Genomic DNA, 23,794 nt, shown 5'->3' on the forward strand with positions numbered 1-23,794 from the left:
GAGTCCAGAACAATGCGCCATTGTATTGATGTGCCCTCCGCGAGGGAATACGCAGCGCATTTGCGCGCGGCAGAGCTTCGCGTGACCCGCCCCCGGGCCACGGTGCTCGAGGCTGTGCACAAGCACCCGCATGCCGACACGAAGACGATCTACGGAGCCGTGCGGGCCGTCCTGCCCGAGGTCTCCCGCCAAACCGTGTACGACGTGCTGCAGGCACTCAGCGATGCGGGCCTGGTGCGGCGGATCCAGCCGGCGGGCACCGCCGTGCGGTACGAGGCCCGCGTCGGCGACAACCACCATCACTTCGTCTGCCGTACCTGCGGGGTCATCGCCGACGTCGACTGTGCGGTCGGCGCGGCCCCCTGCCTGACCGCGCCCGGCGACAACGGCTTCGTCGTCGACGAGGCCGAGGTCACCTACTGGGGATCGTGCCCCGACTGTTCGGCAGCACAGGTTTCGCGACCAGGTTCGCGATCGCAGTCCGATTCACCCACTCCTGGAAGGAAGGACCGTCGTGTCCAACAGTGAAAGCGAATGCCCGGTAATCGGCTCCCCGAGCCCGCAGGAGCACCGGCCCAGGACCAACAGGGACTGGTGGCCGAATCAACTGGACCTGCAGGTTCTCCATCAGCACTCGCCGCTGTCCAACCCCATGGGCGAGGACTTCGACTACGCGGCAGAGTTCGCGACGCTCGACGTGGACGCGCTGAAACGGGACGTCATCGAGTTGATGACGGCGTCGCAGGACTGGTGGCCTGCCGATTTCGGACACTACGGGCCGCTGTTCATCCGGATGAGCTGGCATGCGGCGGGCACCTACCGCATCGCGGACGGCCGTGGCGGTGGCGGTGAGGGCGCACAACGCTTCGCCCCCCTCAACAGCTGGCCGGACAACGCGAGCCTCGACAAGGCACGGCGGTTGCTCTGGCCGGTCAAGCAGAAGTACGGCCGGAAGATCTCCTGGGCGGATCTGCTGATCTTCGCCGGCAACTGTGCCTACGAATCGATGGGGTTCGAGACGTTCGGCTTCGGTTTCGGCCGCGAGGACATCTGGGAGCCCGACGAGGTGTTCTGGGGGCCGGAGGACACCTGGCTCGGCGACGAGCGTTACACCGGCGACCGGGAGCTCACCGGTCCCTTCGGCGCCGTGCAGATGGGCCTGATCTACGTGAACCCGGAAGGGCCCAACGGAAACCCGGACCCGCTCGCCGCGGCCGTCGACATCCGCGAGACCTTCCGCCGGATGGCGATGAACGACGTCGAGACCGCCGCACTGATCGTCGGCGGCCACACCGTCGGCAAGACCCACGGCGCGGGACCGGCCGACCTCGTCGGGCCCGAGCCGGAGGCAGCGCCGATCGAGCAGCAAGGCCTCGGCTGGAAGAGCTCCTTCGGCACCGGCGTCGGTGGGGACGCGATCACCAGCGGCCTCGAGGGCACCTGGACGCCCACCCCGACCAGGTGGGACAACAGCTTCCTCGAGACCCTGTACGGCTACGAGTGGGAGAAGACCAAGAGCCCGGCCGGTGCGTGGCAGTACATTCCCAAGGACGGCGCCGGGGCGGGCACCGTCCTCGACGCGCACGATCCGTCGAAATCCCACAGCCCGGTGATGCTGACGACGGACCTCTCGCTGCGCCTCGACCCGGTCTACGGGCCGATCACCCGGCGCTGGCTGGACCACCCCGAGGAACTCGCCGACGAGTTCGCCAAGGCCTGGTACAAGCTGCTGCATCGCGACATGGGGCCCGTCTCGCGCTATCTCGGCCCATGGGTTGCGGAGCCCCAGTTGTGGCAGGACCCCGTCCCCGACGTCGATCACGATCTGGTCGGGACGGACGAGATCGCCGCGCTCAAGGCCACGGTCCTGGGGGCGGGTCTGTCCATTCCCCTGCTGGTCGGTGCGGCATGGGCGTCGGCTGCCTCCTTCCGCGGCACCGACAACCGCGGCGGGGCCAACGGGGCGCGGATTCGGCTTGCGCCGCAGAAGGACTGGGAGTCCAACAACCCGGCAGGCCTGGCCGAGGTGCTGCAGACGCTCGAGCGGATCCGGGGCGACTTCAACGGTGGGAGGTCCGACGGCACGAGGATCTCGCTGGCCGACCTGATCGTCCTGGCGGGATGCGCGGCGGTGGAGCAGGCGGCGAAGAACGCCGGGCACGACGTCACGGTCCCGTTCACGCCGGGCCGCACCGACGCCGCCCAGGAGCAGACCGACGTGGAGGCGTTCGAGGTGCTCGAGCCCAGGGCCGACGGGTTCCGCAACTACCTGCGCGCCGGGGAGAAGCTGCCCGCCGAGCGGCTGTTGCTGGACAAGGCGAACCTGCTGACGCTGACCGCCCCGGAGATGACGGTCCTCATCGGTGGGATGCGCGCGCTGAACGCCAACGTCGGGCAGTCCGGGCACGGTGTCCTCACTGCCCGTCCCGAGACGTTGACCACCGACTTCTTCGTGAACCTGCTCGACATGGGCACGGAGTGGAAGGCATCGGCCGAGTCCGAGAACGTCTACGAGGGCCGCGCCCGCGGCACGGATGAGGTCAAGTGGACGGCCACCACCGTCGACCTGGTCTTCGGTTCGAACTCGCAGTTGCGCGCGCTCGCCGAGGTATACGCGAGCGACGATGCGCAGCCGAAATTCGTGGCGGACTTCGTCTCCGCGTGGGACAAGGTCATGAACCTGGACCGCTTCGACCTCGCCTGATCGCGGCACGGCGCCCCGCAAGCCGACTCGGCTCGCGGGGCGCTCGCGTTTCCTCGATCGGTCAGATCATCGCGCGGTGCGCGCCCTGCGGCTCGCCGCCGAGCTGCGTCAGCGCCGACGAATGGAAGATCGAACCGGGCACGTGAATCGCGTGCGACAGGCCGGCGTGTGCGTCCCGCCAGAAGCGCTGCATCGGCGTCTTCATCTGCAGCGCACCGCCGCCCGACCGCGCGAAGATCTCGTCGACCGCGCGCACCGCCCGCCACGCGGCGGCGGTCTGGGTCCGACGGCCGATCGCGCGCTGCTCGAAGGTGACCTCCTTGCCCTGGTCGGTGAGGTCCCAGAACCGGTCCACCGTCTCGAGGATCGCCGCCCGCGACGCGGCGATCTCCGCCGCAGCCTCGCCGATCGCGAACAGCACGTACGGATCGTCCTTGATCGCCGTGCCGGACACCGTGATCCGCTCGCGCTGCGCGTTCAGATGGCAGGCCAGCGCCCCCTCGGCGATGCCGATCAGCGACGAGGTGATGCCCAGCGGGAAGATGCACGAGAACGGGAAGTTGTACAGCGTCTGTGTGCGGCCGGCCTCCTTCGGCGCGGTGCCGTCGAAGACCTTCGCCGCCTCCAGGGTCCGGTGCGTCGGGATGAACGCATTCTTGACGATCACGTCCTTGCTGCCGGTGCCGCGCAGACCGACGACGTCCCAGCTGTCCTGATCGATGTCGTAGTCGCTGCGCGGCAGCAGCACGTGCAGGATCTTCGGCGGCATCTGCGGCTTGCCGTCCTGGTTTCCGACCATCGCACCGATCATCACCCACCGGCAGTGGTCGGTACCCGAGGAGAACGACCAGCGGCCGTTGAGGACGTAGCCGCCGTCGGTCGGGACCGCGACACCCATGGGCGCGTACGGCGAGGCCATCCAGGTGTCGGGGTCCTCACCCCACACCTCCTCCTGGGCCTTCGGGTCGAAGAACGCCAGCTCCCACGGGTGCACGCCGACGATGCCGCTGACCCAGCCGGTGGCGCCGTCCATCGCGCCGATCGCCATCGCGGTCTCGGCGAACTCACGGGGATGCGATTCGAGGCCGCCGTGGTCCTTCGGCTGCAGCATCCGGATCACCCCCGATTCACGCAGCCGCTTGGCCGAGGCATCGGTGAGGCGCATGAGCCTGTCGCCCTCGACACCGTTTGCGCGGATCTCGTCCGCGTACTGCTCGATCCGCTCGTGAACCTGACCCATGACTTCCTCGTCTCGGTAGAAGTGTGCCGGCTGATTGCCCCAAAACTAGAACAAGTTCCATACATGTGGAAGGGGAACGAACTCATCGGTTTCCTTTCTGGTTGCTGTCGAGGGACGCCACATGTCGGCGATCGAGTCATGGGTTTAAGCAGGTAGACGCCGATTATTTGGGTGATGCCGGGTCTCTGGCGTGGTGGCCGCACGCCTGGTTTTGGTGTCGTGAATCACTGAAGTTGGGGCGATCTGTCGAATCGGGCGCACACAAACTAGAATGTGTTCTAGTGTCGAGTGATGGACGTGACCTACGAGGGGACCAAGAGGGAAGTCGCTACCGACAAGGGGGTGTTGCGCTACCACGAGGCAGGCGAGGGACCGCCGCTGATCCTGTTGCACGGCTCCGGTATCGGAGTCAGCGGCTGGCGAAACTACCGGGGAAACCTGGACGTCTTCGCCCAGCATTTTCATTGCTACATCCTGGAGTTCCCTGGATTCGGCGTGAGCGATCCGGTGGACGGGCATCCCGTGCTCACCGCGGGCTCGTCGGTGATCCGCTTCATGGACGCCCTCGGTATCCGATCGGCCGCGATGATCGGCAATTCGATGGGCGGCGTCGTCGGCGTGAACGTGGCGATGAGGCACCCCGAGCGGGTCGGCAGGCTCGTCACCATCGGCGGGGTGGGACCGAACATCTTCAGTCAGAACCCGAGCGAGGGCACCCGGCTACTGCAGGAGTTCGCCGACGGCCCGAGTCGCGAACGGCTGGTTCGCTGGCTCGAGTGCATGGTCTACGACCCGGCGGTGATCACGGAGGAGCGGGTGGAGGAGCGCTGGGAGACCGCCAACGACCCGGCGTCGCACAAGACGCTGGCGGCGATGTACGGCTCCACAGCGTTTGCGGCGCAGCAGCAGTTGATGGCCTCGTCGGATGCGCCGCCGTACTGGTCGCAGATGCACAAGGTGCAGTGTCCGACCCTGCTCACCTGGGGCAGGGACGACCGGCAGTGCCCGCCGGACATGCCCATGGTGCCGATGAGACTGATCCCCAATGCCGAGCTGCACGTGTTCCCGAACTGCGGTCACTGGGTGATGGTCGAGGCGAAGGAGGCTTTCGAGCGAATTGCCATCGAGTTCCTGCGCCGCTGAGGGTGTTACCGCCGCAGTGGAACCCAGAGCTGGCACAGGTGGCGGGTGAGCAACTCCGATGTGTACATCTCGAAAATCGGTTCGCCGTCCACGGACAGCCCGCGAGTTTCGATTTCCTCGAAGATGCTCGACCATGCCGCACCCACGCCCTCCGCGGTGTGCGGCACATCGAATACCGCGTAGTGCCCGCCGCGGAGGCAGCCGACGCCGACCGCGCCGTCGACTTCGAGATCGTCTGTCACGACGATCGCCGCGTCGTAGCGGCACTCGTCGGGCGGCGTCACCGAGGGATCGTCCCTCGGAATTCCACACAGGATCGCTCCGTCGTCGAGTAGTCCCCGACGAGACGCCCACTGCTTTATCTCGGCCATCGCCTTGGCGTTGCCCTGTCCGAACGGTCCGGTCACGCGCACGAAGGCGAGGCGATGATTCGGAATGTGGTGAAGCGTCATGCGCATGATTTCTCCCGCTGTCGTTGGTGTGGCAGCGAAGGTATCACGGTATAAATCGGCTCTGACCTGCATTTTTAATACATGCGATACGCTCACCGTGATTGCTGGTCGCACGAATTGCACAGTCCGGAGGAAGTCCGGATGGCACGTCCCGATGGGTCCTCGGGCCCCCGGCTCGGGCGTGTTCGTCACTTCGCCGTCGAAGACTCCTGATGCTGCCAGGTTGCCTACGCATACCTGGAGGTTGAAATGAGTTCCACGACGTTCACCGTCTTCCACGACGGACAATTTTGGGTCGGTCTGCTCGAGGTCATCGACAACGGCGAATTGCGCGTAGCCCGTCACGTGTTCGGGTCCGAACCGAGCGGGCCCGAACTCTACGAGTTCTCGCTGCGCGACTATGGCGCGTTGTCCGCTCTCGCGCACCGCTCGCCCTCGGTGCCGGTCGACCAGCGGCGGGCGGCACCGCGGTCGGTCAATCCCAAGCGGCTGGCGCGGCAGGTCGCGAAGGAACGAGCCCGGCCGGCCGTCAGCACCGCCGCGCAGGAGGCCGTCAAGCAGAGCATTTCCGAGAACGCCACTGCCAGGAAGTCCAGGAGAAAGCACCTTCGCGACGCCGCCGAGGACACGCGCCGACAGATCGCCCGGGCGAAGGCGAAGGCGCGGCACCGGGGAAAGGCTTGAACGGCGCACCGACCGGGGTCCTTGCGCGGTCACCGTGAGGCGTTGGCGAACCCGGGCGGCGGCTCGGCCCCCTCGTATCGGGGGAGTGCGGGTCGGCCGTCCGTCAGGAACGCGACGACGGTCGCGGTGTACAACTCGGGCCTGTCGGCGGCGATGGCGTGGCCGGCGTCGGGAATCAACACCATCGTCGAATTCGGAAACGTGTCGCGGTATTCGCGCGTCACGGGCCAGGACTTGTAGTCGTACTGGCCGCGCATCACGAGCACTGGGACGCGCAGGTTCCGCAATGCCGGACGGGGGTCGTCGACCGATGCGAGATCGGCGCCGGTCATCTGGTTCACCCAGTAGCCGGGTGGCGACGCCGGAACGAGATCCGCTCGACGGTCGGGAGCCTGCGCCAGCGGGGCGAGAATCTCCAACTGCCGCCGGAACATTTCGTCGGCCTCGTTGTCGGTCCAGAAGCTATGCGCGGCAACGGGGTTGATCGCCTGAAGGGCGGAGGATGTGAAGACGCGCGGGGAGCTGCCTGTCTCTTCGAGCTGGGCCGTCATCGCCGGGGTCTCATGAGCTCTGATGTTCCCATCCGACCCGTCCGGGTATTCCGGCGCCCACAGTGCGCCGGGCGAGCTGACCACGATCCCGGCGACGCGGTCGGGGTGGGCGGCGGCGTACCGCGCCGCGAGGATGCCGCCCCAGGACTGACCCATCACCACGATCCGGTCAGCGGCGATGACCTCCCGGATTGCCTCGAGATCGCGTACCTGCCGATCAACGGTGTAGTCCTCGACCTGGGACAATCGACTCGAGCGGCCCGACCCGACCTGGTCGTACGAATAGACGTCGTACCCAGCTGCGGCGAGCTCAGCGCTCGAGGGCGGTAGGCCGTCTCCCGCGGTGCCGGGCCCACCATGCAGGAAGATCACCGGCATCGAACGGGTCGCGCTGCCCGCCGCGGGCAGGTGCCGGTACGCGATGTTCGATCCGGTGGGCAGGTCCCAGTAACTGCTTGCCGAAACGACGGCGCGATCGTCCTGGTGCGCCGCCCGTCCCACGAGCGCATAGCCGGTTGCCGCGCAAACCAGGCCGAAGATCGTCGCACACGCCAACAGATTCAGCGCGGGTACAGGTTTGCGCGCCATGCGCGCCCACAGGCGCCCGGCACCGTATGAGCAGACGATCACCGTGATGATCGCACACAGCGTCAACATAGGAACGGAATCGAACAGCGCCGCCGATGCGAAGAACACCGCCGCCCCTGCGAGCGCGGTCAGCACCAGGGCCACGGTCACGACGATCAGGGAAGTGATTCGGCGCCCCAACGACTCCGGCGATCTGGATGCCATATGCGGTCCTCTCGGGGGCAACTGAACGACCTAGCCGAGACTAGGTCGCAGTGGCCGGCGAGAACATCAGGGATGTCCCCCATTTCCGGCCAGGGGTCGTCCGCCACGGGCAGTTCACTGCTCGCCGGCATAGCGGCCGGCGAGCTCGATTCCGATGCGCGCCAACTCGTCCCGTACCGACCGCGGCTCGAGCACCTCGACGTCCGCGCCCCAGCCGGCGAGGTTGCGGGCGATGTCGAGCGGGGTGGGTGCGGCGAGGCGGACCCGGGTGCGGCCGTCGTCGGCCTCGCCGTCGGGGTGGCAGTGCCTGCCGAAGTGGTCGCGCAGGATCGGCACGAACCTGGTCTCGATGAGCACGGTCGCCCAGGTGGTCGATCGTCGCTCTTCCATCTTCCCGACCACCTCTTCCCACGCGTCGGCGAGCTCGAAGTCGTCGGGCCGGTCGGCGGGCTGATCGGTCGTCTCGGCCTCGGCGATCCGGTCCACCCGGAAGGTTCGCCTGCCGCGCTCGGTTCCGGCGATCAGGTACCAGGTGTCGTCCTTGTCGACCAGGCCCCACGGGTCGACGAGGCGTTCGCTCCGCTCGCGGGCGGCGTTCACATAGGTCAGCCGGACCCTGCGCCTGCGGACCACGGCGGACTGGAGCTGGTTCACCATCTCGGGTCGGCGCCGATCCCGCTCGCCCCAGCGGGTCGGGTCGATCATGGTGGCGCCCGCGGCGGCCTCGGCTTCGGCCCGAAACGTCTGCGGCAGAGCACGTACGAGCTTGCGCAGCGCTGCTTTGGCCTCGCCCGAGACCGCCGCGGCGGGGCCGACGAGCAGGAACAGGGCCTGCGCCTCGTTGGACGACAGGCCGGACAGGTCCGTGCGGGCGCCGCCGACGAGCGCCCAGCCGCCACCGCGACCGGGCTGCGGGTATACGGGGATGCCCGCCGCGGACAGTGCCTCCAGGTCGCGTCGGGCGGTGGCGACGGACACCTCGAGCTCGTCGGCCAGCTCGGCGGCCGTCACCCGGCCGCGGGACTGCATGAGCAGGAGGGTGGCGACGAGTCGGTCTGCGCGCATGTTCTTCAGTTTCCCCGTAAAAGTGCTCAGTTGGTGAGCACTTTGGTCGGAAAGATGGTTCCTGTCACCAACCGAACGAGGGAAGGAACCACCGATGTTGCGAGGACTCACCACCGTCAGCTTCTTCGCCGACGACGTCGCGGCCGCCAAGGATTGGTACACCGAGGTGCTCGGGATCGAGCCGTACTTCGCCCGCGAGATCGACGGGCAGATCGCCTACGTCGAGTTCCGCATCGGCGATTTCCAACACGAGCTCGGCATCATCGACGGCCGGTTCGCGCCCCACGACCGCTCGGACAAGGCCGGTGGCCAGGTGACCTACTGGCACGTGGACGACGTCGAGTCCGGCTTCGAGCGGCTCCTGGAACTGGGCGCCACCGCGCACGACAAGCCGACCGAGCGCGGACCCGGCTTCGTCACCGCCTCCGTTGTCGATCCGTTCGGGAACATCCTCGGCATCATGTACAACCAGCACTACCTCGACATCCTCGGCTCGAAGGAGGCGTGAGATGACCGGCGTGAGCACCCCCGACGTCAGCGCCTTCGCCCCGCGCACCACCGCCGACTGGCGAGACTGGCTGGCGCGAAACGGCCAGTCCGAGAAGGAGATCTGGCTGATCATCCACCACAAGGACAGCGGCACGCCGAGCCCGCGCTACCACGAGGCGATCGAGCAGGCGCTCTGCTTCGGTTGGATCGACGGCCTGCACCGCAAGCACGACGCGGATAGTTCCCGGCTGCGGTTCACCCCCCGCAACCCGCGCAGCACGTGGAGCCGGGTGAACCGGGAACGCGCGGCGAACATGATCGAGCTGGGCCAGATGACCCCGCACGGCCAGGCCCTGATCGATGTCGCCAAGGCTGCTGGGACCTGGCAGGTGGTGCCCGACGACGGCGCCGCGCTGCCCGACGATCTGTGGGAACCGCTACACCGCAACGAGGGGGCCCGCGCCAACTTCGAGGGCTTTCCGCCGTCCTCGAAGCGGCTGATCCTGGAGTGGATCGCGACGGCGAAGCGGCAGGAGACGAGGCAGCGACGGATCGATCGGACGGTCGAGCTCGCAGCGGTGAACATTCGGGCCAATCACCCAGGGGTGCGGGCAGGCGCCGGTGCCCTCCCGCACAGCGTCGCGGTGTGACACGCTGAGATCATGCGCGCCACTCCGGGCGGGCGCCTGGCCGCCCTGCGGTTCGCGGCGGCCGTCCTCGGCGTCACGGCGTCGCTGATCGCGTGTGGCAGCCAGGAGGAGAACCCCGCGGGCAACACGGTGCCCACGGCGGACACGCCGCAGGCCGACATCGCCCGGACGTTCGACATCGGCGACGGGCGGCAGATGTACCTGGAGTGCCGCGGCACCGCATCTCGCGATGATGACGTCCCGACGGTGGTGCTGGTGCCCGGCGCAGTCGCCGCTGCGGACACCTGGAGTGAGGTCGCCGATCAATCCGGTGACATGGTGCCGAGCGGGTCCGCCGTGTATCCGGAGGTCGGCGCGTTCACGCGGGTCTGCTCCTACGACCGGCCCGGGACCGCACGCGCGGGCGACGAGTTCACCCCGTCCACGCCGGTGTCGCAGCCGACCGACCCCGAGCGGGACACCGCCGACCTGCACGCGTTGTTGACCGCGGCGGAGGTGCCCGGTCCCTACGTCCTCGTCGGGTGGTCGTACGGGGGACCGATCGCGAGGGTGTACGCGGGCACCCATCCCGACGAGACGGCCGGTCTGGTCCTCGTGGACGGCATGTCGGAGTTCCTCGAGAACGAGCTGACCCCCGCCGAGTTCTCGGTGTTCCTGCGGATGAACGAGCTGGACAACGAACGCCGCACCGCCCAGTGGGCGGACGTCGAGCAGCTCGACCCCGCCGCGATCTTCCCTCAACTGCGCGCCGCCCCGCCGGTTCCCGAGGTGCCGGTCGTGGTGCTCAGCGGTGACACCTTCGACCCGGACGCCTTCCGTGCCCGCCTGCCCGCGGACGCGCCCGCCGACTACCCGGAGGTGTTCTGGCGGGCGCAGCTGGCGTCGCAGGACAGTCTCGCCCTGCTGTTTCCCGGCGCGCAGCACATCACGAAGACGAACAGCGGCCACAACATCCACAACGAGTCGCCGCAGCTGGTGGTCGACGCGATTCGTGAGGTGGTCACGGCGGCGGGCGGCTAGGACACGGGTCAATGCCTGCTCTCAGAGCACGTTCAACGGGATATCAGACGGTGAGGTTGCATGTGTAAGAGTGCGCTTCATGACAATGAACGATGCTCCGGGCGACCTGATCATGGTGGCCTGGGTGTTTACCGGGTTGCTGCTTCTGCTGGTCGTGGTCTGTCTTGCCGCAGGCCGCGGAGCGATACCGGTCAACTCCTTCGTCGGTATCCGTATCCCCGCATTGAAGCGCAGTGAGGCTGCGTGGCGGGCAGGGCATGCGGCCGCTGTGATGCCCGCGGCGATCGCGTTCGTCATCGCGGGCATGTGCAGCGGGATCGGACTCGTCGCGCCCGTCGCCTATTGGGGCACGATCATCGCGATGGTGGGCGGAGTGATCTGGGTGTTCGTCCGCGCTGCGAGGGCTGCCGCCGTCGCCTGAGCCGCAGGCGTCCCGCCTGGCGGCCGGGGTCCAACCTCGTTCACTCGTCCTCGGCAGGCACGCGAGCCGCCGTGATGTGGGTCAGCCAGCCCGACCCGACGAAGCCCAGGAACTGCGCTTTCGGGAACCCGGTCAGGCCTTCCCATACCGCGAGTAGGTGATGCCACAGCGGAAGGCCTTCGCGTCGAGCAGTGCCAACTCCGGTATCTCGAACCCGTCGGGGAACAACCGGCGGCCCCGGCCCTGCACGACCGGATAGACGAACAGCCGGTACTCGTCGACGAGTCCCGCCTCGATCAGGGTGTGGCACAGCATGATGCTGCCGGTGACCACGATGTCCTTGCCCGGCAGCATCTTCAACGCGCGGATCTCCTCGGCGGGTTCGCCGGAGAGGACCGTCGAGTTCTGCCACTGCGGGTCGATCATGGTCGAGGAGACGACGTACTTCTGTACTCGGTTGAGGTAGTCGGTGATCCCCGTGGCATCCTCGGATTGTTTCGGCCAGTATCCGCGTAGGTCCTCGAAAGTGCGCCTGCCCACCAGAAACCCGTCGGCTGCACGGTCCTGGCGGTGCGACTCCTCGAGCAGATCAGAGTTGTCCACCCCGCCCTGGCCCTGGGGATCGAACCACTCTCCCAGCATCTCGATCGAGCCGTCGATGGTGATGTTCTGCGTGATTGCCAGCGTGCGCATCTCGGCGTCCCTGCGGATCAGTTGTCGGGCACGACCGCGCCGGTGGCGGCGTCGACGTCCACGTCGTAGTCCCAGCCTTGGGTGTTGCGGATGTGGACGTGCCACACCGTCTTGCCGTCGTGCTGATTGGTTTCGGAGGAGACGATCGTGCCGCCGGGGACGGTCGCGAGGGCGGCCTGCTCGGCCTTCTCCTTGCTGACCGCCGCCATCGCCGTCGTGCCCGTGGACACCGGAGCGGTCGTCACCGCCGCGGTCGCGGACGTCGTGGAGGTGTCGTCGCTGTCCGAGTCACATCCGGCCAGCAGCAGTGCCGCCGCGGCGATGGGGATCAGGCTCGCGCCTCGCACCGTTCTCGTGTTCATCGTGGTTCCTCGATTCCGTAGAAGGTGAACTCCTCTGTCAGGGCAGCGTCCAGAACTGTCTCGTCACGAGATAGAACACGACCACCCAGAATGTGTTGACCCCCGCGACGATGGCGATACCCCGGAGATTCGTCCTGCCTTCAGGCACGTCCGCGGGCGGCCGCAGCCAGCGTCGCAGCAGTGGGTTCACGTAGCGCGGCATGGTCACGAAGGTCATGGCGAAGCTGGAGAACAGGTTTCCGATCAGCAGGCCCAGCCACAGCGGCATCTTCAGCGGGGACAGCGCGAGGGTGAGCAGCACCACGGTGGGGTAGAGGCCCACCCAGACGGCGATGGAGGTCTTGACATCGGACGGTGGCGGCGCCTCGTTCCCCTTCTCGTCGAAGGCGAACCAGCTGCCGAAGGAGTTGTCGACGGTGCGTGAGGAGAACTCGTGGAACCTCTCGCCCTCGGTCAGGAGCTGCTGCCGCTTGTTGGAGGTGAGCCACGTGAAGAGGTTCGCGGCGTTGTCGTAGCGGTAGAGCGCGGTCCACTCGTCCTGGATGCCCTCGATGGGGCGGAACAGTTCGCTGCCGCGAAAGCCCTCGAACTTGCACTCCGCCAGCCGCATCCGGTTCTGCCACTCGAGGAAGTCGTCGACGTTGTCCGGCGCAACGCGGTGGGTCACGACGACCGTCACGAGCTGATCGGTCGGCCGGGATCCGCCGGTGATCACCTGCTGCGTCGCGGGGCCGTCGAGGTACTGCTGACCCCGGTCGAGCCAGGCCTGGCGGGTGGCACTGTTCACCCATGCCTGCACGTTGGCGACGGAGTCGAAGCGGTAGACCACCACCCAATCGGGTTGCACGGCAGTGGGTGCCGAGATCTGGGCGCCGAGGAAGCCGGCGTAGTGCGAGGCGGCGACGTTGATCTCCTCCTGCCAGGCCTTGAAGGCCGACTCGCAGCCGCGGCGCACCCGCTGCCCGATGATGACCGTGGCGGTGTCGCGGGTGCGCTCCTCGGCTGCCATGGCCGCCTCCCTACGGGCGCACCGAAGGGGCGCGGGTCCGCGACAGGGCCAGTGGGCCGTAGATGCGCTCGGGTGTCAGGGGCAGCGCCCGGAATTGCACCCCCGTCGCATTCTGGAGGGCGTTGGCCAGCGCGGGCGCGACCGGGTTGATGCAGCACTCCGCCATGCCCTTCGCACGCATCGGCCCGACCGAGTCCGCCGAGTCGACCAGGAGCACCTCGGTGCGGGGCACGTCGGCATAGGTGGGGATGCGGTAGTTGCGCAGGTTCGGGTTGACCATCGTCCCGGCGCCGTCGACGAGGAAGTTCTCGGTCAACGCGAAACCGATGCCCTGCGCGACGCCGCCCTCGATCTGCCCGCGCACCTGCGCCGGGTTGATGATCACCCCGGCGTCGGTGGCCTGCACGCTGCGCAGGACACGGATCTCGCCGGTGACCCGGTGCACGGCGATCCGGAAGCCGTGCGTGTTGGACACCACGCTGCGCGGCGAGCCGTACGCCTTGCGGGCGGCGGTGAACCGGATGCCGCGGGCGCCTGCGGCGAGCTGGAGCACGGTCAGCGGTACGCGGGTGCCGTCGCAGACGACGCCGCCGTCGTCCATGGCACAGGCGGCGACGTCGACCCCCGTGTGCGCGGCGGCGAACGCGAGGATCCGGTCGCGCAGGGCGTTCGACGCCCGCAGCACGGCGTTGCCGGACACGAACAGGCCCGCGCTGGCGAAGGCGCCGGTGTCGAAGCCGGTGCGGTCGGTGTCGGACTGCACCAGGCGGATCCGCGACGGCGTGGTCCCGAGCTGGTTCGCGGCGATCTGCACGTGCGCGGTCGAGGTGCCCTCCCCGAACTCGACGGTGCCGACGGCGAGCTCGTAGACGCCGTCGTCGCCGAGCGTCACCCAGGCCTCGGAGACGTGTTCGGTCGGGGGAGCGGTCTCGTGCAGTGAGCTCGCGGCGCCGGTCCCCACGAGCCAGTCGTCACCGGCGGGCGGGTCGGAGCCGCCGTGCCGCAGGGCCTCGTCGACCAGGTCGATGCACTTTCCGAGCCCGTCCTCCGCGAACACGACGTCGTCCGGTCCGTCCTCGAAGGCGACCAGGGAGTCGCCCGGGCGCACGATGTTGCGGCGGCGCAGCTCGAGCGGGTCGATGCCGAGCGCGACCGCCAGCTCGTGCACGGCGGACTCCACCGCGAACGCGGGCTGGGTCATGCCGTAGCCGCGCAGCGCGCCGCTCGGCACGGTGTTGGTGTACACCGAGTACGCGTCGTATTTCTTGTTGGCGCACCGGTAGATCGAGACGGCGGCCCCGCCCGCGAACAGCGTCTCGCCGCCGTGGTTGCCGTAGGCGCCGGTGTTGGAGACGTTGCGGATCTTCATCGCGGTGAGGGTGCCGTCGGCCTTCGCGCCGAGGGTGACCGTCAGCTTCATCGGGTGCCGCGGCGAGGCCGTCGTGAACTCCTCCTCCCTGGTGAACTCCAGGCAGACCGGGCGCCCGGTGTCCAGCGTGGCGAGGGCAACCAGGTCCTCGGAGATCACCTCCTGCTTGCCGCCGAACCCGCCGCCGACCCGCTTGCAGAACACCCGCAGCTGATCGGGGCGCAGGGCGAACAGGTGGGCCAGCTTGACCTTCGCGATCGACGGTGACTGGGAGCTGGTCCGCACGTGCAGGCGGCCCTCCGCCATCCACGCGATGGACCCGTGCGTCTCCAGGTGCGCGTGCTGCACGCGCGGGGAGAAGTAGGTGCCCTCGTGGACGACATCGGCCTCGGCCAACCCGGTCTCGACGTCTCCGACGTGCCCGTGCAGTTCGAGCAGGATGTTGTGCACGGGGTCCCGCACGAACGGGTCGTGCGAGCCGTGCAGCGCGGGCGCGCCGTGGGCCATCGCCTCCTCTGGGTCGAACACCGCTGGCAGCGGCTCGTACTCGACGACCACCCGGCGGCAGCCCTCCTCCGCGGCCCCGACGGAGTCGGCCAGCACCGCGACCACCCGCTGCCCGACGAAGCGCACCGTGTCGTCGAGGATGTAGGTGTCGTCGGGATCGACGAGGTGATCGGTGTGGATCGCGGTTGTGAAGCGCTTCCGCGGCACGTCCTCCCAGGTGTAGACGCGGTGCACGCCGGGCACCGCGAGCGCGGCGGTCTTGTCGATCGAGATGATGCGGGCGTGCGCGTGCGGCGAGTGCAGCACCTTCAGGTGCAGCATCCCCTCGATCTCGGTGTCCATCGTGAACTCGGCGCGGCCGGTCACCACGTCGGTGGCGGCCGGGGCGGCGACGCTGGTGCCGACGGCGCGACCGGGGAGCGCGTCTTCGATCCCCGTGACCCCGTGCACGGCGTCCTCGATCGACCGATAGCCGGTGCAGCGGCAGAGGTTGCCCTTGAGCGCGCGGGGCAGATCCTGCTTCTGGGCGTCGGTGAAGGTCGCCGACGTCATGATCATGCCCGCGGTGCAGAATCCGCACTGGAAGCCGGGGGCATCGCGGAACTGCCGTTGCAGCGGGTGCAGATCCTCGGGAGTGCCGAGGCCCTCGATCGTGGTCACCTCGCGGCCATCCGCCCGGAACGCGGGGGTGATGCAGCTGTGCACCGGATCGCCGTCGAGCCAGACCGTGCAGGCACCGCAATCGCCTGCGTCGCAACCCTTTTTGACGCCGTGGTGGCCGAGCTCCCGCAGGTGCGTCCGCAGGCACTGGCCGGGTCGCGGCTCCTCGTCGAAGGTCTTGCCGTTCACCGTATAGGTCATGACCGGTCTCCCGACTCGAACTCGACGCGGATCTCCTCGGCGAAGTGCCGCGCGAGGTGGTGGCGGTGCTCGGGGGTGCCGTTCGGGTCGTCGAACCACAGGTCGTCGGGCAGGGAGTCGATGCTGCGCCGCATCGTCTCGGGGTCCGGCACGGTCTCGAACTCCATCCGCACCGGGCGCGTGGTGCCCGCCGTGATGGTGAGGGCGAGGTCGGCGGTGCCGGGGGTCTGGGTGGCGATCATGAACAGGGTGGAGCGCCCCAGCCGGGTGAGGGTGAAGCGGCGGTGGGTGTGGCGTTTGCGCAGCGCGGCGGCCGGGATGTCGATGCGGCGCAGAACCTCGCCGGGCGCCAGCACATTCCGGTGGTCGCCGGTGACGAAGTCGGCCGCGTCGACGGTGCGCTGCGATCCGTCGGGCGCCCACAGCGTGTACGTCGCCTCGAGCGCCACGGTCATCGTGATCATCGGGCCCGCAGGCAGGGACATGCAGATGTTGCCGCCCACCGTCGCCGAGTTCCACACCTTGAACGAGGCCAGGAACGCCTCACAGCTCGTCCTCAGTAGCGGGCCGGCTCGCCAATCGCTCTGCGGCGCAAGGTCGTACAGATCACGAACCGTGCACGTCGCGCCGATCTCCAAGCCGGACTCGCTCGGTACGAGGGCGTCCCAGCCGAGTGCGGTGAGGTCCACCAGCCTGCGCAGCGCGGGCTGCGGAACGGAGAACAGCCACGTTCCCCCGGCCAGCCAGGCATCGCCCTCGCGCCAGTCCGCGCCGGGGCGGTCGGGTGGTCGCCGCACGACATCGCTGATGGTGTTGAGATCCATGGGACCGCTCCCGTCAGGGAATGTGTCGTGCCAAACATACGCCGACCGGGTCCGCGCGGGTCGGCGTTTGGGGCGCCGGGAGGCATATTCGTGCGGCCTCGTATGGCTGGTCCGGCCGGAGGGGTCTCGGTATGTCGCGCCTGGCGTGGCGGTGCTCAGTTTCCCGGGGTGATCAGGCCCGATTCGTATGCGAGCACCACGGCCTGCACCCGATCACGCAGGTCCAGCTTCGACAGAATTCGCCCCACGTGGATTTTCACGGTGCCCTCGGACACCTGCAGGTCGCCCGCGATCTCGCGATTCGACCGGCCGGCCGCGAGCCCGGCGAACACCGTCCGCTCCCGGTCGGTGAGCGCGTTGAGCACCGTGTCGCGCCTGGCCTGCCGGTCCGGTTCGGGCAGAAGCGGCATGAACTGGTCGATCAGGCGCCGGGTCGCGGTCGGAGCGAGCACGGCCTCCCCGTCGGCCACCGTGCGAATCGCGGCGAGTAGAGCCGTCGGGGGCGCGTCCTTGAGCAGAAACCCGCTGGCACCGGCCTTCAGGCCGGCATAGAGGTACTGGTCAACATCGAAGGTGGTGAGGATCAGGATCTTGCAGGCGGGCTGGGCGTCGAGAATGGCGGCGGTGGCCGCGATGCCGTCCATGGTCGGCATCCGGACGTCCATCATCACGACGTCCGGTTCGAGGGCCGCCGCCATCCGGACCCCGGTCGCGCCGTCCCCGGCCTCGCCGACCACCTCGATATCGGACTCGGCCTCCAGGATCAGCCGAAATCCCATCCGCAGCAGGGATTGATCGTCGACCAACAGCACACGGATCACGTGCTCTCTCCTTCGTCCAAGCGAAACCGCGCGGAGACCCGCCAACCGCGGGGCCCCATCGGACCGGACCGCAACACGCCGCCATATGTGTGGACTCGCTCCCGCATCCCGATCAGGCCGCCGCCCCCGCCGGACGGCGTCGTCGCCGCCCCGGCACCGTCGTCCTCGACGTCCACCCGGATCTCGCCGGGCAGGTACCGCAGCCGCACCGAGGCGCGGGTGCCATGGCCGCCGTGTTTGAGGGTGTTGGTGAGCGCCTCTTGCACCAGCCGATAGACCGTGAGCTGGATGGTGGCGGGTAGGTCGATGGCGTTCCCGTGCACCTCGAGTGAGGTCGGCAGTCCTGCGTCACGTACCCGGGCGATGAGCACGTCGAGTTCGGCCAGGTCCGGGACGGGCGCGAGCGCGCAATCTCCGGGGTTCCCGAGCTCGTTCTCGCGCAAGACCCCGAGCAGCCTCCTGGTGTCGGCCAGTGCCTGTCGACCGGTGGCGGACACGGTGCGCATCACCTCGATCCCGCGTTCGGGCGAGGTTGCGCTCGCGGCGACCGCACCCTCGCTGAGGGCAACCATGACGGTCAGGTGGTGCGCGACGATGTCGTGCATCTCGCGGCTGATCCGCGCGCGTTCAGCGGCTGCGGCCAGCTCGCCCTGCTGGTCGCGCTCGCGTTCCAAACGCACCGCGCGATCGCGGAGTTCGGCAAGGTATGCGCGCCGCGTCGATGCGTACAGTCCGAGCCCGAGTGCGGTACCGACCAGGCCCGACACGAGGATCGAGGCGTGCCACCAACTGCCGTCAGTGCTGCGGACGGTGGCGACGATCATGGCGAATTCGAGGACGGCCGCCGCCGCCAGCGCCTCCAGTCGCGATTGCGCAGCGGCGACGGTGTAGAGCGCGATGAGCAGGCCCAGGTCGGCGGCGAGGTTGTCGTTCCAGAGTCCGGCGGCGACCGCGCTGATCAGGACCCAGGCGAATACCGGGATCGGAAAGATGCGCCGTACCGCCAGCGGGGCGAGCACGGCGACCAAGACCGCGATCGCGGCCAAGGGCGGGCCCTCGCCGTCGTGGAAGAGGTCGGGCATCGCCACCGCCACCGCCAGCGCCGCGACGATCGCATCAAAGGCCCAGCGGGCCGACGAGCGGTCATCGAGATGTTCCGCAGGGCGGAGGCAACGCATGGTGGTCATTGTCGCGTGCGCCCCCTTCTATCGCCTCGGCGACTCCGACTCGATCGACGCTAGAACCACTATGCCCGTCTTCGCATCATCCGAGCGGACACATTCGGGGCCTATCGGGTATGTCTCAAGGCCTATGCGCATGTACGCCGCAGGTCGCGATCTTTCTGAAATGCGTAGTCCTGTATCGGTTTTAGTGAATTCAACTGCTCTACTGGGTCGGCGTCCATGGTGGATGCGCTGGAGCGGGAGGGCAGGTCGATGTCGATCAATTGTGTGCGTTCGAGGAGGACCCTGTGCGCCGTCGTGGGGGCGCTCGTGGTGGCGGTCGGGGCCACCGGATGTGGTGGCACGGGTGAGGGCTCCGCGTCGGTTGGCTCGGAGTCCTCGGCGCCCGCCGGCGTGCAGATGGATCAGGCGACGACCGCGAAGCTGGATTCGGCAATAGCGGAGGCGGTCCGGAAGACCGGGGTACCGGGCGCGATCGTGGGCGTGTGGGGACCGAACGGCAGCTATGTCAGAGCAACGGGGACGGCGGACACCGCGACCGGGGCTCCCATGAAGACCGACTTCTACAGCCGGATAGGTAGCGTGACCAAGACTTTCACCGCGACGGCTCTGCTACAGCTGGTCGATGAGGGCAAGGTCGGACTCGATGATCCGATCTCGAAGTACGTCGACGGTGTGACCGAGGGCGACAGAATCACCCTGCGCCACCTGGCGGGCATGCGAAGCGGGCTGGCCGACTACACGTACGACGAACAGTTCGGCACCGATTTCCTCACCGACCCCAAGGGTGATTTCAGCCCTGGGCAGCTGGTGGGATACGTCAAGGGCGACCCGTTGCATTTCGAGCCCGGTGACCGGCTCGAATACTCCAACACCAACTTCATCCTGCTGGGGATGGTCGTCGAGAAGGTATCGGGGGACTCGATGAAGAACATCATCAAGGGGAAGATCCTTGAACCGCTGGGGATGAAGGACACCAACTTTCCCACGTCGAACGCTTTTCCGGAGCCGCACGCCCAGGGTTACACGACGCAGACGAAGGACGAGACGCTCGGGGTCGCGACCGATTGGAATCCGTCGTGGGGGTGGGCTGCCGGTTCGATGATCTCGACGCTCGACGATCTGCGGACCTGGGCGCATGCGCTGTACAAGGGCGACCTGCTCGATGCGGATACCCAGAAGCAGCGATTGCAGATGCTGCCGGCTCAGGGGATCGATGGCGTCGGGTATGGCCTCGGCGTCTTCGATGTGCGGGGATGGATCGGGCACAACGGGAGCCTGCCCGGCTACAAGAGCGTCGTCGTGTACCTGCCGGAGAAGGATCTGACCATGGTCATTCTGATCAACTCGGACGTCGACACGCTGGACACCGGGTCGAGCGGTGTCCTCGCCACCGCAATCACCGAGGTGATCAGTCCCGATCACCTCTACACGTTGAGCGGATAGGTCCGGTAGCAGGCCAGGCGCGCATCCGTGCTGTCGGTTTCGGGGCCTCGGAGGCGGCCAGATATGATGGGCGCGCTTTGTCCGCCTCCTTAGCTCAGTGGTAGAGCACTCGCCTTGTAAGCGAAAGGTCGTCAGTTCAATCCTGACAGGGGGCTCCACGGGATCCGGCGTCTACCAGCGCGAATAGTTGGTGGCGCCGGATTTCTCGTTACAGGATCCGGCGAAACTGTCACGGGTCGTCACAACTGATCGCAAACCCGCGGCGGCGAGCGTGAGCGAATCGTCCTGCGAGTGCATGTAGGTGCGCGTCGTGGATGTCGAGTCAGCGTGCCCGAGCCGCGCCGAGATGACCGCGGTGGGGACGCCCTGCAGGTGCATGAGCGTGCCGCAGGTGTGCCGCGCATCGTGTAGCCGGATCGGCGGAACCTTCGCCGCTGTGCAAATCGTCCGCGGCACAATCGCCTCAATCGGGTGCATTGATAACGGGCCACAGTCACCAACATGTTGCGCCGCGTCGAGGTGACCAGTTGGTAGACCCGCTTGAGATCTTCCTGATGTGGACGTACCCCGACCTGGAGTTGGCAGGAAGATGACTTCGACGGCGGCCGTCACTGACCAATTGCTGGCCACTAAGAGCCAGCCGACCCACACAGCAGAGCTGTCCGCCTAACGTCGTGGCCTAACGGGGAGTCCAAAACTGACCAGGAGGCAGACGGTATGCGTGTTCTTATCAGTGGAGACGCGACATCGTGCTGCTGAGCACCTCCGATACCGACTGGCACGACGACTCGACGCCAGCGTAGACGTTCCTGCCGTGCATCCGCCGCGCCGGTCGGCCAGACCGGCGACTCGGTCGCGGTCGAGCACCGTCAACAACACCTCCATGACGAAGGGCACTCCCGCAACACATTGGGGATTGGTTCAGCGCGCGGCGCTCATCCATCTCGGGAAGGCGTGTAGATGGATTTCAGTTTTGATGAAACGCAGCTTGCCGTCGAAGAAACGGTCCGAGGGGTCCTCTCCCGGGAGTCGCCCTCTGCGCAATTGTGGTCAGTGCTTCAGGATGCAGGATTGCATGTGCTCAGCATTCCGGAGGAGCATGGTGGCGCCGGCCTGGGCGCAGTCGAGGTCGGCATCGTTGCTCAGGCATTGGGTGAAGCTGCCGTAATAAGTCCATTCGTGGGTGCCGGTATTGCTGGCCTGGTGGCATCGCGGACTGCTGCGGGAATCGAGATCGACGACTGGTGCAAGGGCATCGCTTGCGGAGAGGTGACTGCAGTCAGTGCGCGGGCGCCAGGGCGCATGGGCGTTCCTGAAGCAGTCCCGGTCGAGGGCGATGCCGTTGTGAAAATCGATGGTGACTTCAGCGCGGCGCAGTGCGCTGAGAACGCCCGATGGTTACTCATCCCGACTACGACTGGGCCGGGCCTGATCGATGCAACGCAGCAAGGCGTGACGGTCGTACCGATCGCGAGTTCGTTGGGCACTGAAGATCCCAGTGCACCGATCGACAGTCAATTCCGACTCGTAGACGTTCGGTCCAAGCCGGTGTTCGGCGACCGTCCTGATGCACCGGATCTGTTTGCCGATCTTCACCGCACGGTATTCCTTTCCTATGCGAGCGGTCTCCTGAATGGTGCGTTGAAGTTGACGGCGGATCATCTCAGGAGTAGGACACAGTTCGGGCGCCCCTTGGCAACGTTCCAGGCCGCATCGCAGGAGATTGCCGACATCTACGTCCTAGCGACCGCCTTGGAATCGACGTCCCTGTATTGCAACTGGACTCTCGACAACGGTGGGAGTGCCAGCACCGAACTCGATGCTGCCCTGTTCATGTTCGCGGGCGAGGGGCGCGCGGCGATGCAGATGTGTCACCACTTGCACGGGGGACTGGGTGTAGACGTCACTTACCCAATGCACAGGTACTTCTCATTGGCCAAGGATGTCGTGCGCCATTGTGGTGGTGAGAGACAGAATCTCAGAAGGTTGGGTAATCGATGTTCATTGGTCTGACTTCGGAACAAGAGTCACTGCAGAGCGAAATCCGTTCGTATTTCGAATCTCTCGTGAGTGAAGGCGATGTTTCTTCGCTGCTACACGACCGTCACGGCCCAGTGGCCAAACGGATCGTTCGTCAACTCGGACAGGACGGTTGGCTGGGGGTCGGCTGGCCGAAAGAGTTCGGTGGCCGAGGTTTCGGCTCGTTAGAGCAGCAGATCTTCGAGTCGGAGGCGGTGCGCGCGAGCATCCCACTGTCGTCCGTCACCCTGCAAACGGTCGGACCGACTCTGCTGCGATACGGCACTGACGAACAGAAGCAACGCTTCCTGCCGGGCATACTGCGTGGCGAAATCGAGTTTGCGATCGGATACACCGAACCCGACGCGGGTACCGACCTCTTCTCTTTGTCCACCACGGCGAAGAGGCAATCCGACGGGTCGTACGTCGTCAATGGTCAGAAGACTTACACCACCGGCGGGCATAGCGCGGACTACATATGGTTGGCCGCACGGACCGGCAGCGTGGAATCGCGCCACCGCGGTCTGTCGATACTGATCGTCGACACCAACGATCCGGGATTCAGCTGCACCCCGGTCATCTCACTCGACGGCGCACATCACACCAATGCCACCTACTACGAGGACGTGCATGTTCCGGCGTCGATGTTGGTCGGTGAGGAGAACAAGGGGGTAAGGTACCTGATCTCCCAGCTCAATCACGAGCGAGTGATGCTGAGTCCGTCCGGGCGTATCGCTGCTGTCTACGACCTCGTGCACCGTTGGGCCGCATCAGAGGGGTTGTTGGACATTGACGACGTGAGGGAATGTCTTGGAGAAATCGTCGCGGTTCTGAAGGTCAACAACGTATTGAACTGGCGTGTGGTGGCGTCCGCGGGCCCCGAAGGGCCAAGTCAGGCGGACGCGTCTGCTTCCAAGGTGTTTCACACCACCCGCGTGCAACGCGTGGCCCGGATCGCCGAAGACATCATCTACTCGTGGGGTGACCTCGCTGATCCATACACGGCCCAGACCTTGAAATCACTGGACGTTCATTCCAAGCGGAACGTGGTGATTACCTTCGGCGGCGGTGTCAACGAAGTGATGCGAGACATGGTCTCAGAGGTTGGATTGGGCCTGCCGAAAGTCACCCGCAGGTGACGATGATTCACGGTCAAGCACGGCAGGCGACCGATCCGTGCGTTGTTGCGCGATCCAGCGATGGTGAACAGGATCCGCGAGAGCAGTTCCACAAGTCCCTGTGAAATCACTGGAATCAGTGCATGACCGCCGTCTACGCAGTGGCACGCCCTGCGTGCTGAAAGCTGGGTGAGCGGCCCGATGACCGTCACCGCCAGGACGACAGGAGAAGCTGAGTTGGACTCTGGCGTTTCCTCTGGAAGCGCCAGATGCGGCCGCAGGGGTCGTATTTCGCCAATCGATGGCAATGCCAGGAGCTCTCGAAACTTGTGGCGCACGGCTACGTGGATTGTCTGGGTATGTCAGCGTT

23 protein-coding genes and 1 tRNA gene are annotated in these 23,794 nt (G+C 66.9%); 12 read left to right on the forward strand and 12 right to left on the reverse strand.

Annotated elements, in window-relative coordinates; genetic code table 11:
- Positions 1-12 precede the first annotated feature (12 nt).
- Both C8K38_RS12945 and katG read left to right on the forward strand, forming a co-directional pair.
- Complete coding sequence (locus C8K38_RS12945; protein WP_179800552.1) at positions 13-528, forward strand: Fur family transcriptional regulator; 516 nt, start codon at positions 13-15, stop codon at positions 526-528.
- Positions 515-2,704: a catalase/peroxidase HPI gene (gene katG, locus C8K38_RS12950; protein ID WP_097211873.1), complete on the forward strand. Its 2,190-nt coding sequence runs from the start codon at positions 515-517 to the stop codon at positions 2,702-2,704. The genes C8K38_RS12945 and katG overlap by 14 nt, the downstream gene beginning before the upstream one ends.
- 61 nt (positions 2,705-2,765) lie before the next feature.
- Here the strand turns inward: katG and C8K38_RS12955 are convergent, their stop codons facing one another.
- Entirely contained in the window at positions 2,766-3,944 is a 1,179-nt protein-coding gene (locus C8K38_RS12955; RefSeq protein WP_097211874.1) for an acyl-CoA dehydrogenase family protein, read from the reverse strand.
- 291 nt (positions 3,945-4,235) lie between these two features.
- Here C8K38_RS12955 and C8K38_RS12960 point away from each other — a divergent pair, with 291 nt between their 5' ends.
- Complete coding sequence (locus C8K38_RS12960) at positions 4,236-5,087, forward strand: alpha/beta fold hydrolase (protein ID WP_097211875.1); 852 nt, start codon at positions 4,236-4,238, stop codon at positions 5,085-5,087.
- Positions 5,088-5,092: 5 nt separating this feature from the next.
- On the opposite strand, the gene C8K38_RS12965 is transcribed toward C8K38_RS12960, so the two are convergent.
- Positions 5,093-5,653: an AraC family transcriptional regulator gene (locus C8K38_RS12965; RefSeq protein ID WP_143548455.1), complete on the reverse strand. Its 561-nt coding sequence runs from the start codon at positions 5,651-5,653 to the stop codon at positions 5,093-5,095.
- Positions 5,654-5,788: 135 nt separating this feature from the next.
- Here C8K38_RS12965 and C8K38_RS12970 point away from each other — a divergent pair, with 135 nt between their 5' ends.
- Positions 5,789-6,223 carry a YjdF family protein gene (locus C8K38_RS12970; RefSeq protein WP_097211877.1) on the forward strand — a complete coding sequence of 145 codons (435 nt, stop codon included), beginning with the start codon at positions 5,789-5,791 and terminating at the stop codon, positions 6,221-6,223.
- Between the two features lie 29 nt (positions 6,224-6,252).
- Here C8K38_RS12970 and C8K38_RS12975 read toward each other — a convergent pair whose 3' ends face one another.
- Both C8K38_RS12975 and C8K38_RS12980 read right to left on the reverse strand, forming a co-directional pair.
- On the reverse strand, positions 6,253-7,566 hold the full coding sequence (locus C8K38_RS12975; protein ID WP_097211878.1) for an alpha/beta fold hydrolase: 1,314 nt from the start codon (positions 7,564-7,566) through the stop codon (positions 6,253-6,255).
- Positions 7,567-7,680: 114 nt separating this feature from the next.
- Complete coding sequence (locus C8K38_RS12980; protein WP_097211879.1) at positions 7,681-8,631, reverse strand: helix-turn-helix transcriptional regulator; 951 nt, start codon at positions 8,629-8,631, stop codon at positions 7,681-7,683.
- Positions 8,632-8,725: 94 nt separating this feature from the next.
- Between C8K38_RS12980 and C8K38_RS12985 the strand changes: the two genes are divergently transcribed.
- The 4 genes from C8K38_RS12985 (at position 8,726) to C8K38_RS13000 (ending at position 11,211) form a co-directional block, all read left to right on the forward strand.
- Positions 8,726-9,139, forward strand: a complete 414-nt coding sequence (locus tag C8K38_RS12985; RefSeq protein ID WP_097211880.1) for a VOC family protein — start codon at positions 8,726-8,728, stop codon at positions 9,137-9,139.
- A 1-nt stretch (position 9,140) separates the two neighbouring features.
- Positions 9,141-9,770 (forward strand): YdeI/OmpD-associated family protein, encoded by a 630-nt coding sequence (locus C8K38_RS12990; RefSeq protein WP_097211881.1) that lies wholly within the window; start codon positions 9,141-9,143, stop codon positions 9,768-9,770.
- 12 nt (positions 9,771-9,782) lie between these two features.
- Positions 9,783-10,790, forward strand: coding sequence for an alpha/beta fold hydrolase (locus C8K38_RS12995; RefSeq protein ID WP_097211882.1), 1,008 nt, complete (start codon positions 9,783-9,785; stop codon positions 10,788-10,790).
- Between the two features lie 79 nt (positions 10,791-10,869).
- Complete coding sequence (locus C8K38_RS13000) at positions 10,870-11,211, forward strand: SdpI family protein (protein ID WP_143548456.1); 342 nt, start codon at positions 10,870-10,872, stop codon at positions 11,209-11,211.
- A 132-nt stretch (positions 11,212-11,343) separates the two neighbouring features.
- Here the strand turns inward: C8K38_RS13000 and C8K38_RS13005 are convergent, their stop codons facing one another.
- The 7 genes from C8K38_RS13005 to C8K38_RS13035 all read right to left on the reverse strand — a co-directional run bounded on the left by C8K38_RS13005 (position 11,344) and on the right by C8K38_RS13035 (position 18,835).
- Complete coding sequence (locus tag C8K38_RS13005) at positions 11,344-11,904, reverse strand: dihydrofolate reductase family protein (RefSeq protein WP_097211884.1); 561 nt, start codon at positions 11,902-11,904, stop codon at positions 11,344-11,346.
- Positions 11,905-11,921: 17 nt separating this feature from the next.
- On the reverse strand, positions 11,922-12,266 hold the full coding sequence (locus C8K38_RS13010) for a PepSY domain-containing protein (protein WP_097211885.1): 345 nt from the start codon (positions 12,264-12,266) through the stop codon (positions 11,922-11,924).
- Positions 12,267-12,303: 37 nt separating this feature from the next.
- Complete coding sequence (locus C8K38_RS13015) at positions 12,304-13,275, reverse strand: antibiotic biosynthesis monooxygenase (protein WP_097211886.1); 972 nt, start codon at positions 13,273-13,275, stop codon at positions 12,304-12,306.
- A 10-nt stretch (positions 13,276-13,285) separates the two neighbouring features.
- Complete coding sequence (locus tag C8K38_RS13020; protein ID WP_097211887.1) at positions 13,286-16,012, reverse strand: molybdopterin-dependent oxidoreductase; 2,727 nt, start codon at positions 16,010-16,012, stop codon at positions 13,286-13,288.
- Positions 16,009-16,836: an FAD binding domain-containing protein gene (locus C8K38_RS13025; RefSeq protein WP_097211888.1), complete on the reverse strand. Its 828-nt coding sequence runs from the start codon at positions 16,834-16,836 to the stop codon at positions 16,009-16,011. Before C8K38_RS13025 ends, C8K38_RS13020 begins: the two co-directional genes overlap by 4 nt.
- A 155-nt stretch (positions 16,837-16,991) precedes the next feature.
- Positions 16,992-17,657 carry a response regulator gene (locus C8K38_RS13030; protein ID WP_097211889.1) on the reverse strand — a complete coding sequence of 222 codons (666 nt, stop codon included), beginning with the start codon at positions 17,655-17,657 and terminating at the stop codon, positions 16,992-16,994.
- Positions 17,654-18,835, reverse strand: a complete 1,182-nt coding sequence (locus tag C8K38_RS13035; RefSeq protein ID WP_179800553.1) for a sensor histidine kinase — start codon at positions 18,833-18,835, stop codon at positions 17,654-17,656. Before C8K38_RS13035 ends, C8K38_RS13030 begins: the two co-directional genes overlap by 4 nt.
- 258 nt (positions 18,836-19,093) lie before the next feature.
- Between C8K38_RS13035 and C8K38_RS13040 the strand changes: the two genes are divergently transcribed.
- Positions 19,094-20,287: a serine hydrolase domain-containing protein gene (locus C8K38_RS13040; protein WP_097211995.1), complete on the forward strand. Its 1,194-nt coding sequence runs from the start codon at positions 19,094-19,096 to the stop codon at positions 20,285-20,287.
- Between the two features lie 83 nt (positions 20,288-20,370).
- Positions 20,371-20,445: transfer RNA gene (locus C8K38_RS13045), tRNA-Thr, on the forward strand.
- A gap of 13 nt (positions 20,446-20,458) precedes the next feature.
- Here C8K38_RS13045 and C8K38_RS13050 read toward each other — a convergent pair.
- Positions 20,459-20,938 (reverse strand): tyrosine-type recombinase/integrase, encoded by a 480-nt coding sequence (locus tag C8K38_RS13050; RefSeq protein ID WP_306455732.1) that lies wholly within the window; start codon positions 20,936-20,938, stop codon positions 20,459-20,461.
- A gap of 309 nt (positions 20,939-21,247) precedes the next feature.
- Between C8K38_RS13050 and C8K38_RS13055 the strand changes: the two genes are divergently transcribed.
- Together C8K38_RS13055 and C8K38_RS13060 are read left to right on the forward strand one after the other, a co-directional pair.
- A complete protein-coding gene (locus C8K38_RS13055) occupies positions 21,248-22,300 on the forward strand; it encodes an acyl-CoA dehydrogenase family protein (protein WP_097211892.1) in 1,053 nt (350 codons plus the stop codon).
- Positions 22,285-23,445: an acyl-CoA dehydrogenase family protein gene (locus C8K38_RS13060; RefSeq protein WP_097211893.1), complete on the forward strand. Its 1,161-nt coding sequence runs from the start codon at positions 22,285-22,287 to the stop codon at positions 23,443-23,445. Before C8K38_RS13055 ends, C8K38_RS13060 begins: the two co-directional genes overlap by 16 nt.
- Positions 23,446-23,794: the final 349 nt, after the last annotated feature.

Source organism: Rhodococcus sp. OK611, from assembly GCF_003050885.1.
Taxonomy (GTDB): domain Bacteria; phylum Actinomycetota; class Actinomycetes; order Mycobacteriales; family Mycobacteriaceae; genus Rhodococcus_G; species Rhodococcus_G oryzae.

What these genes read in the sequence shown, in the direction of transcription:
- C8K38_RS12945 (WP_179800552.1), top strand. Translation starts at nt 13, where the DNA reads ATGCGCCATTGTATTGATGTGCCCTCCGCGAGGGAATACGCAGCGCAT.
- C8K38_RS12955 (WP_097211874.1), bottom strand. Translation starts at nt 3,944, where the DNA reads ATGGGTCAGGTTCACGAGCGGATCGAGCAGTACGCGGACGAGATCCGC.
- C8K38_RS12960 (WP_097211875.1), top strand. Translation starts at nt 4,236, where the DNA reads ATGGACGTGACCTACGAGGGGACCAAGAGGGAAGTCGCTACCGACAAG.
- C8K38_RS12970 (WP_097211877.1), top strand. Translation starts at nt 5,789, where the DNA reads ATGAGTTCCACGACGTTCACCGTCTTCCACGACGGACAATTTTGGGTC.
- C8K38_RS12975 (WP_097211878.1), bottom strand. Translation starts at nt 7,566, where the DNA reads ATGGCATCCAGATCGCCGGAGTCGTTGGGGCGCCGAATCACTTCCCTG.
- C8K38_RS12980 (WP_097211879.1), bottom strand. Translation starts at nt 8,631, where the DNA reads ATGCGCGCAGACCGACTCGTCGCCACCCTCCTGCTCATGCAGTCCCGC.
- C8K38_RS12985 (WP_097211880.1), top strand. Translation starts at nt 8,726, where the DNA reads ATGTTGCGAGGACTCACCACCGTCAGCTTCTTCGCCGACGACGTCGCG.
- C8K38_RS12990 (WP_097211881.1), top strand. Translation starts at nt 9,141, where the DNA reads ATGACCGGCGTGAGCACCCCCGACGTCAGCGCCTTCGCCCCGCGCACC.
- C8K38_RS12995 (WP_097211882.1), top strand. Translation starts at nt 9,783, where the DNA reads ATGCGCGCCACTCCGGGCGGGCGCCTGGCCGCCCTGCGGTTCGCGGCG.
- C8K38_RS13000 (WP_143548456.1), top strand. Translation starts at nt 10,870, where the DNA reads ATGACAATGAACGATGCTCCGGGCGACCTGATCATGGTGGCCTGGGTG.
- C8K38_RS13005 (WP_097211884.1), bottom strand. Translation starts at nt 11,904, where the DNA reads ATGCGCACGCTGGCAATCACGCAGAACATCACCATCGACGGCTCGATC.
- C8K38_RS13010 (WP_097211885.1), bottom strand. Translation starts at nt 12,266, where the DNA reads ATGAACACGAGAACGGTGCGAGGCGCGAGCCTGATCCCCATCGCCGCG.
- C8K38_RS13015 (WP_097211886.1), bottom strand. Translation starts at nt 13,275, where the DNA reads ATGGCAGCCGAGGAGCGCACCCGCGACACCGCCACGGTCATCATCGGG.
- C8K38_RS13020 (WP_097211887.1), bottom strand. Translation starts at nt 16,012, where the DNA reads ATGACCTATACGGTGAACGGCAAGACCTTCGACGAGGAGCCGCGACCC.
- C8K38_RS13025 (WP_097211888.1), bottom strand. Translation starts at nt 16,836, where the DNA reads ATGGATCTCAACACCATCAGCGATGTCGTGCGGCGACCACCCGACCGC.
- C8K38_RS13035 (WP_179800553.1), bottom strand. Translation starts at nt 18,835, where the DNA reads ATGCGTTGCCTCCGCCCTGCGGAACATCTCGATGACCGCTCGTCGGCC.
- C8K38_RS13040 (WP_097211995.1), top strand. Translation starts at nt 19,094, where the DNA reads ATGTCGATCAATTGTGTGCGTTCGAGGAGGACCCTGTGCGCCGTCGTG.
- C8K38_RS13055 (WP_097211892.1), top strand. Translation starts at nt 21,248, where the DNA reads ATGGATTTCAGTTTTGATGAAACGCAGCTTGCCGTCGAAGAAACGGTC.
- C8K38_RS13060 (WP_097211893.1), top strand. Translation starts at nt 22,285, where the DNA reads ATGTTCATTGGTCTGACTTCGGAACAAGAGTCACTGCAGAGCGAAATC.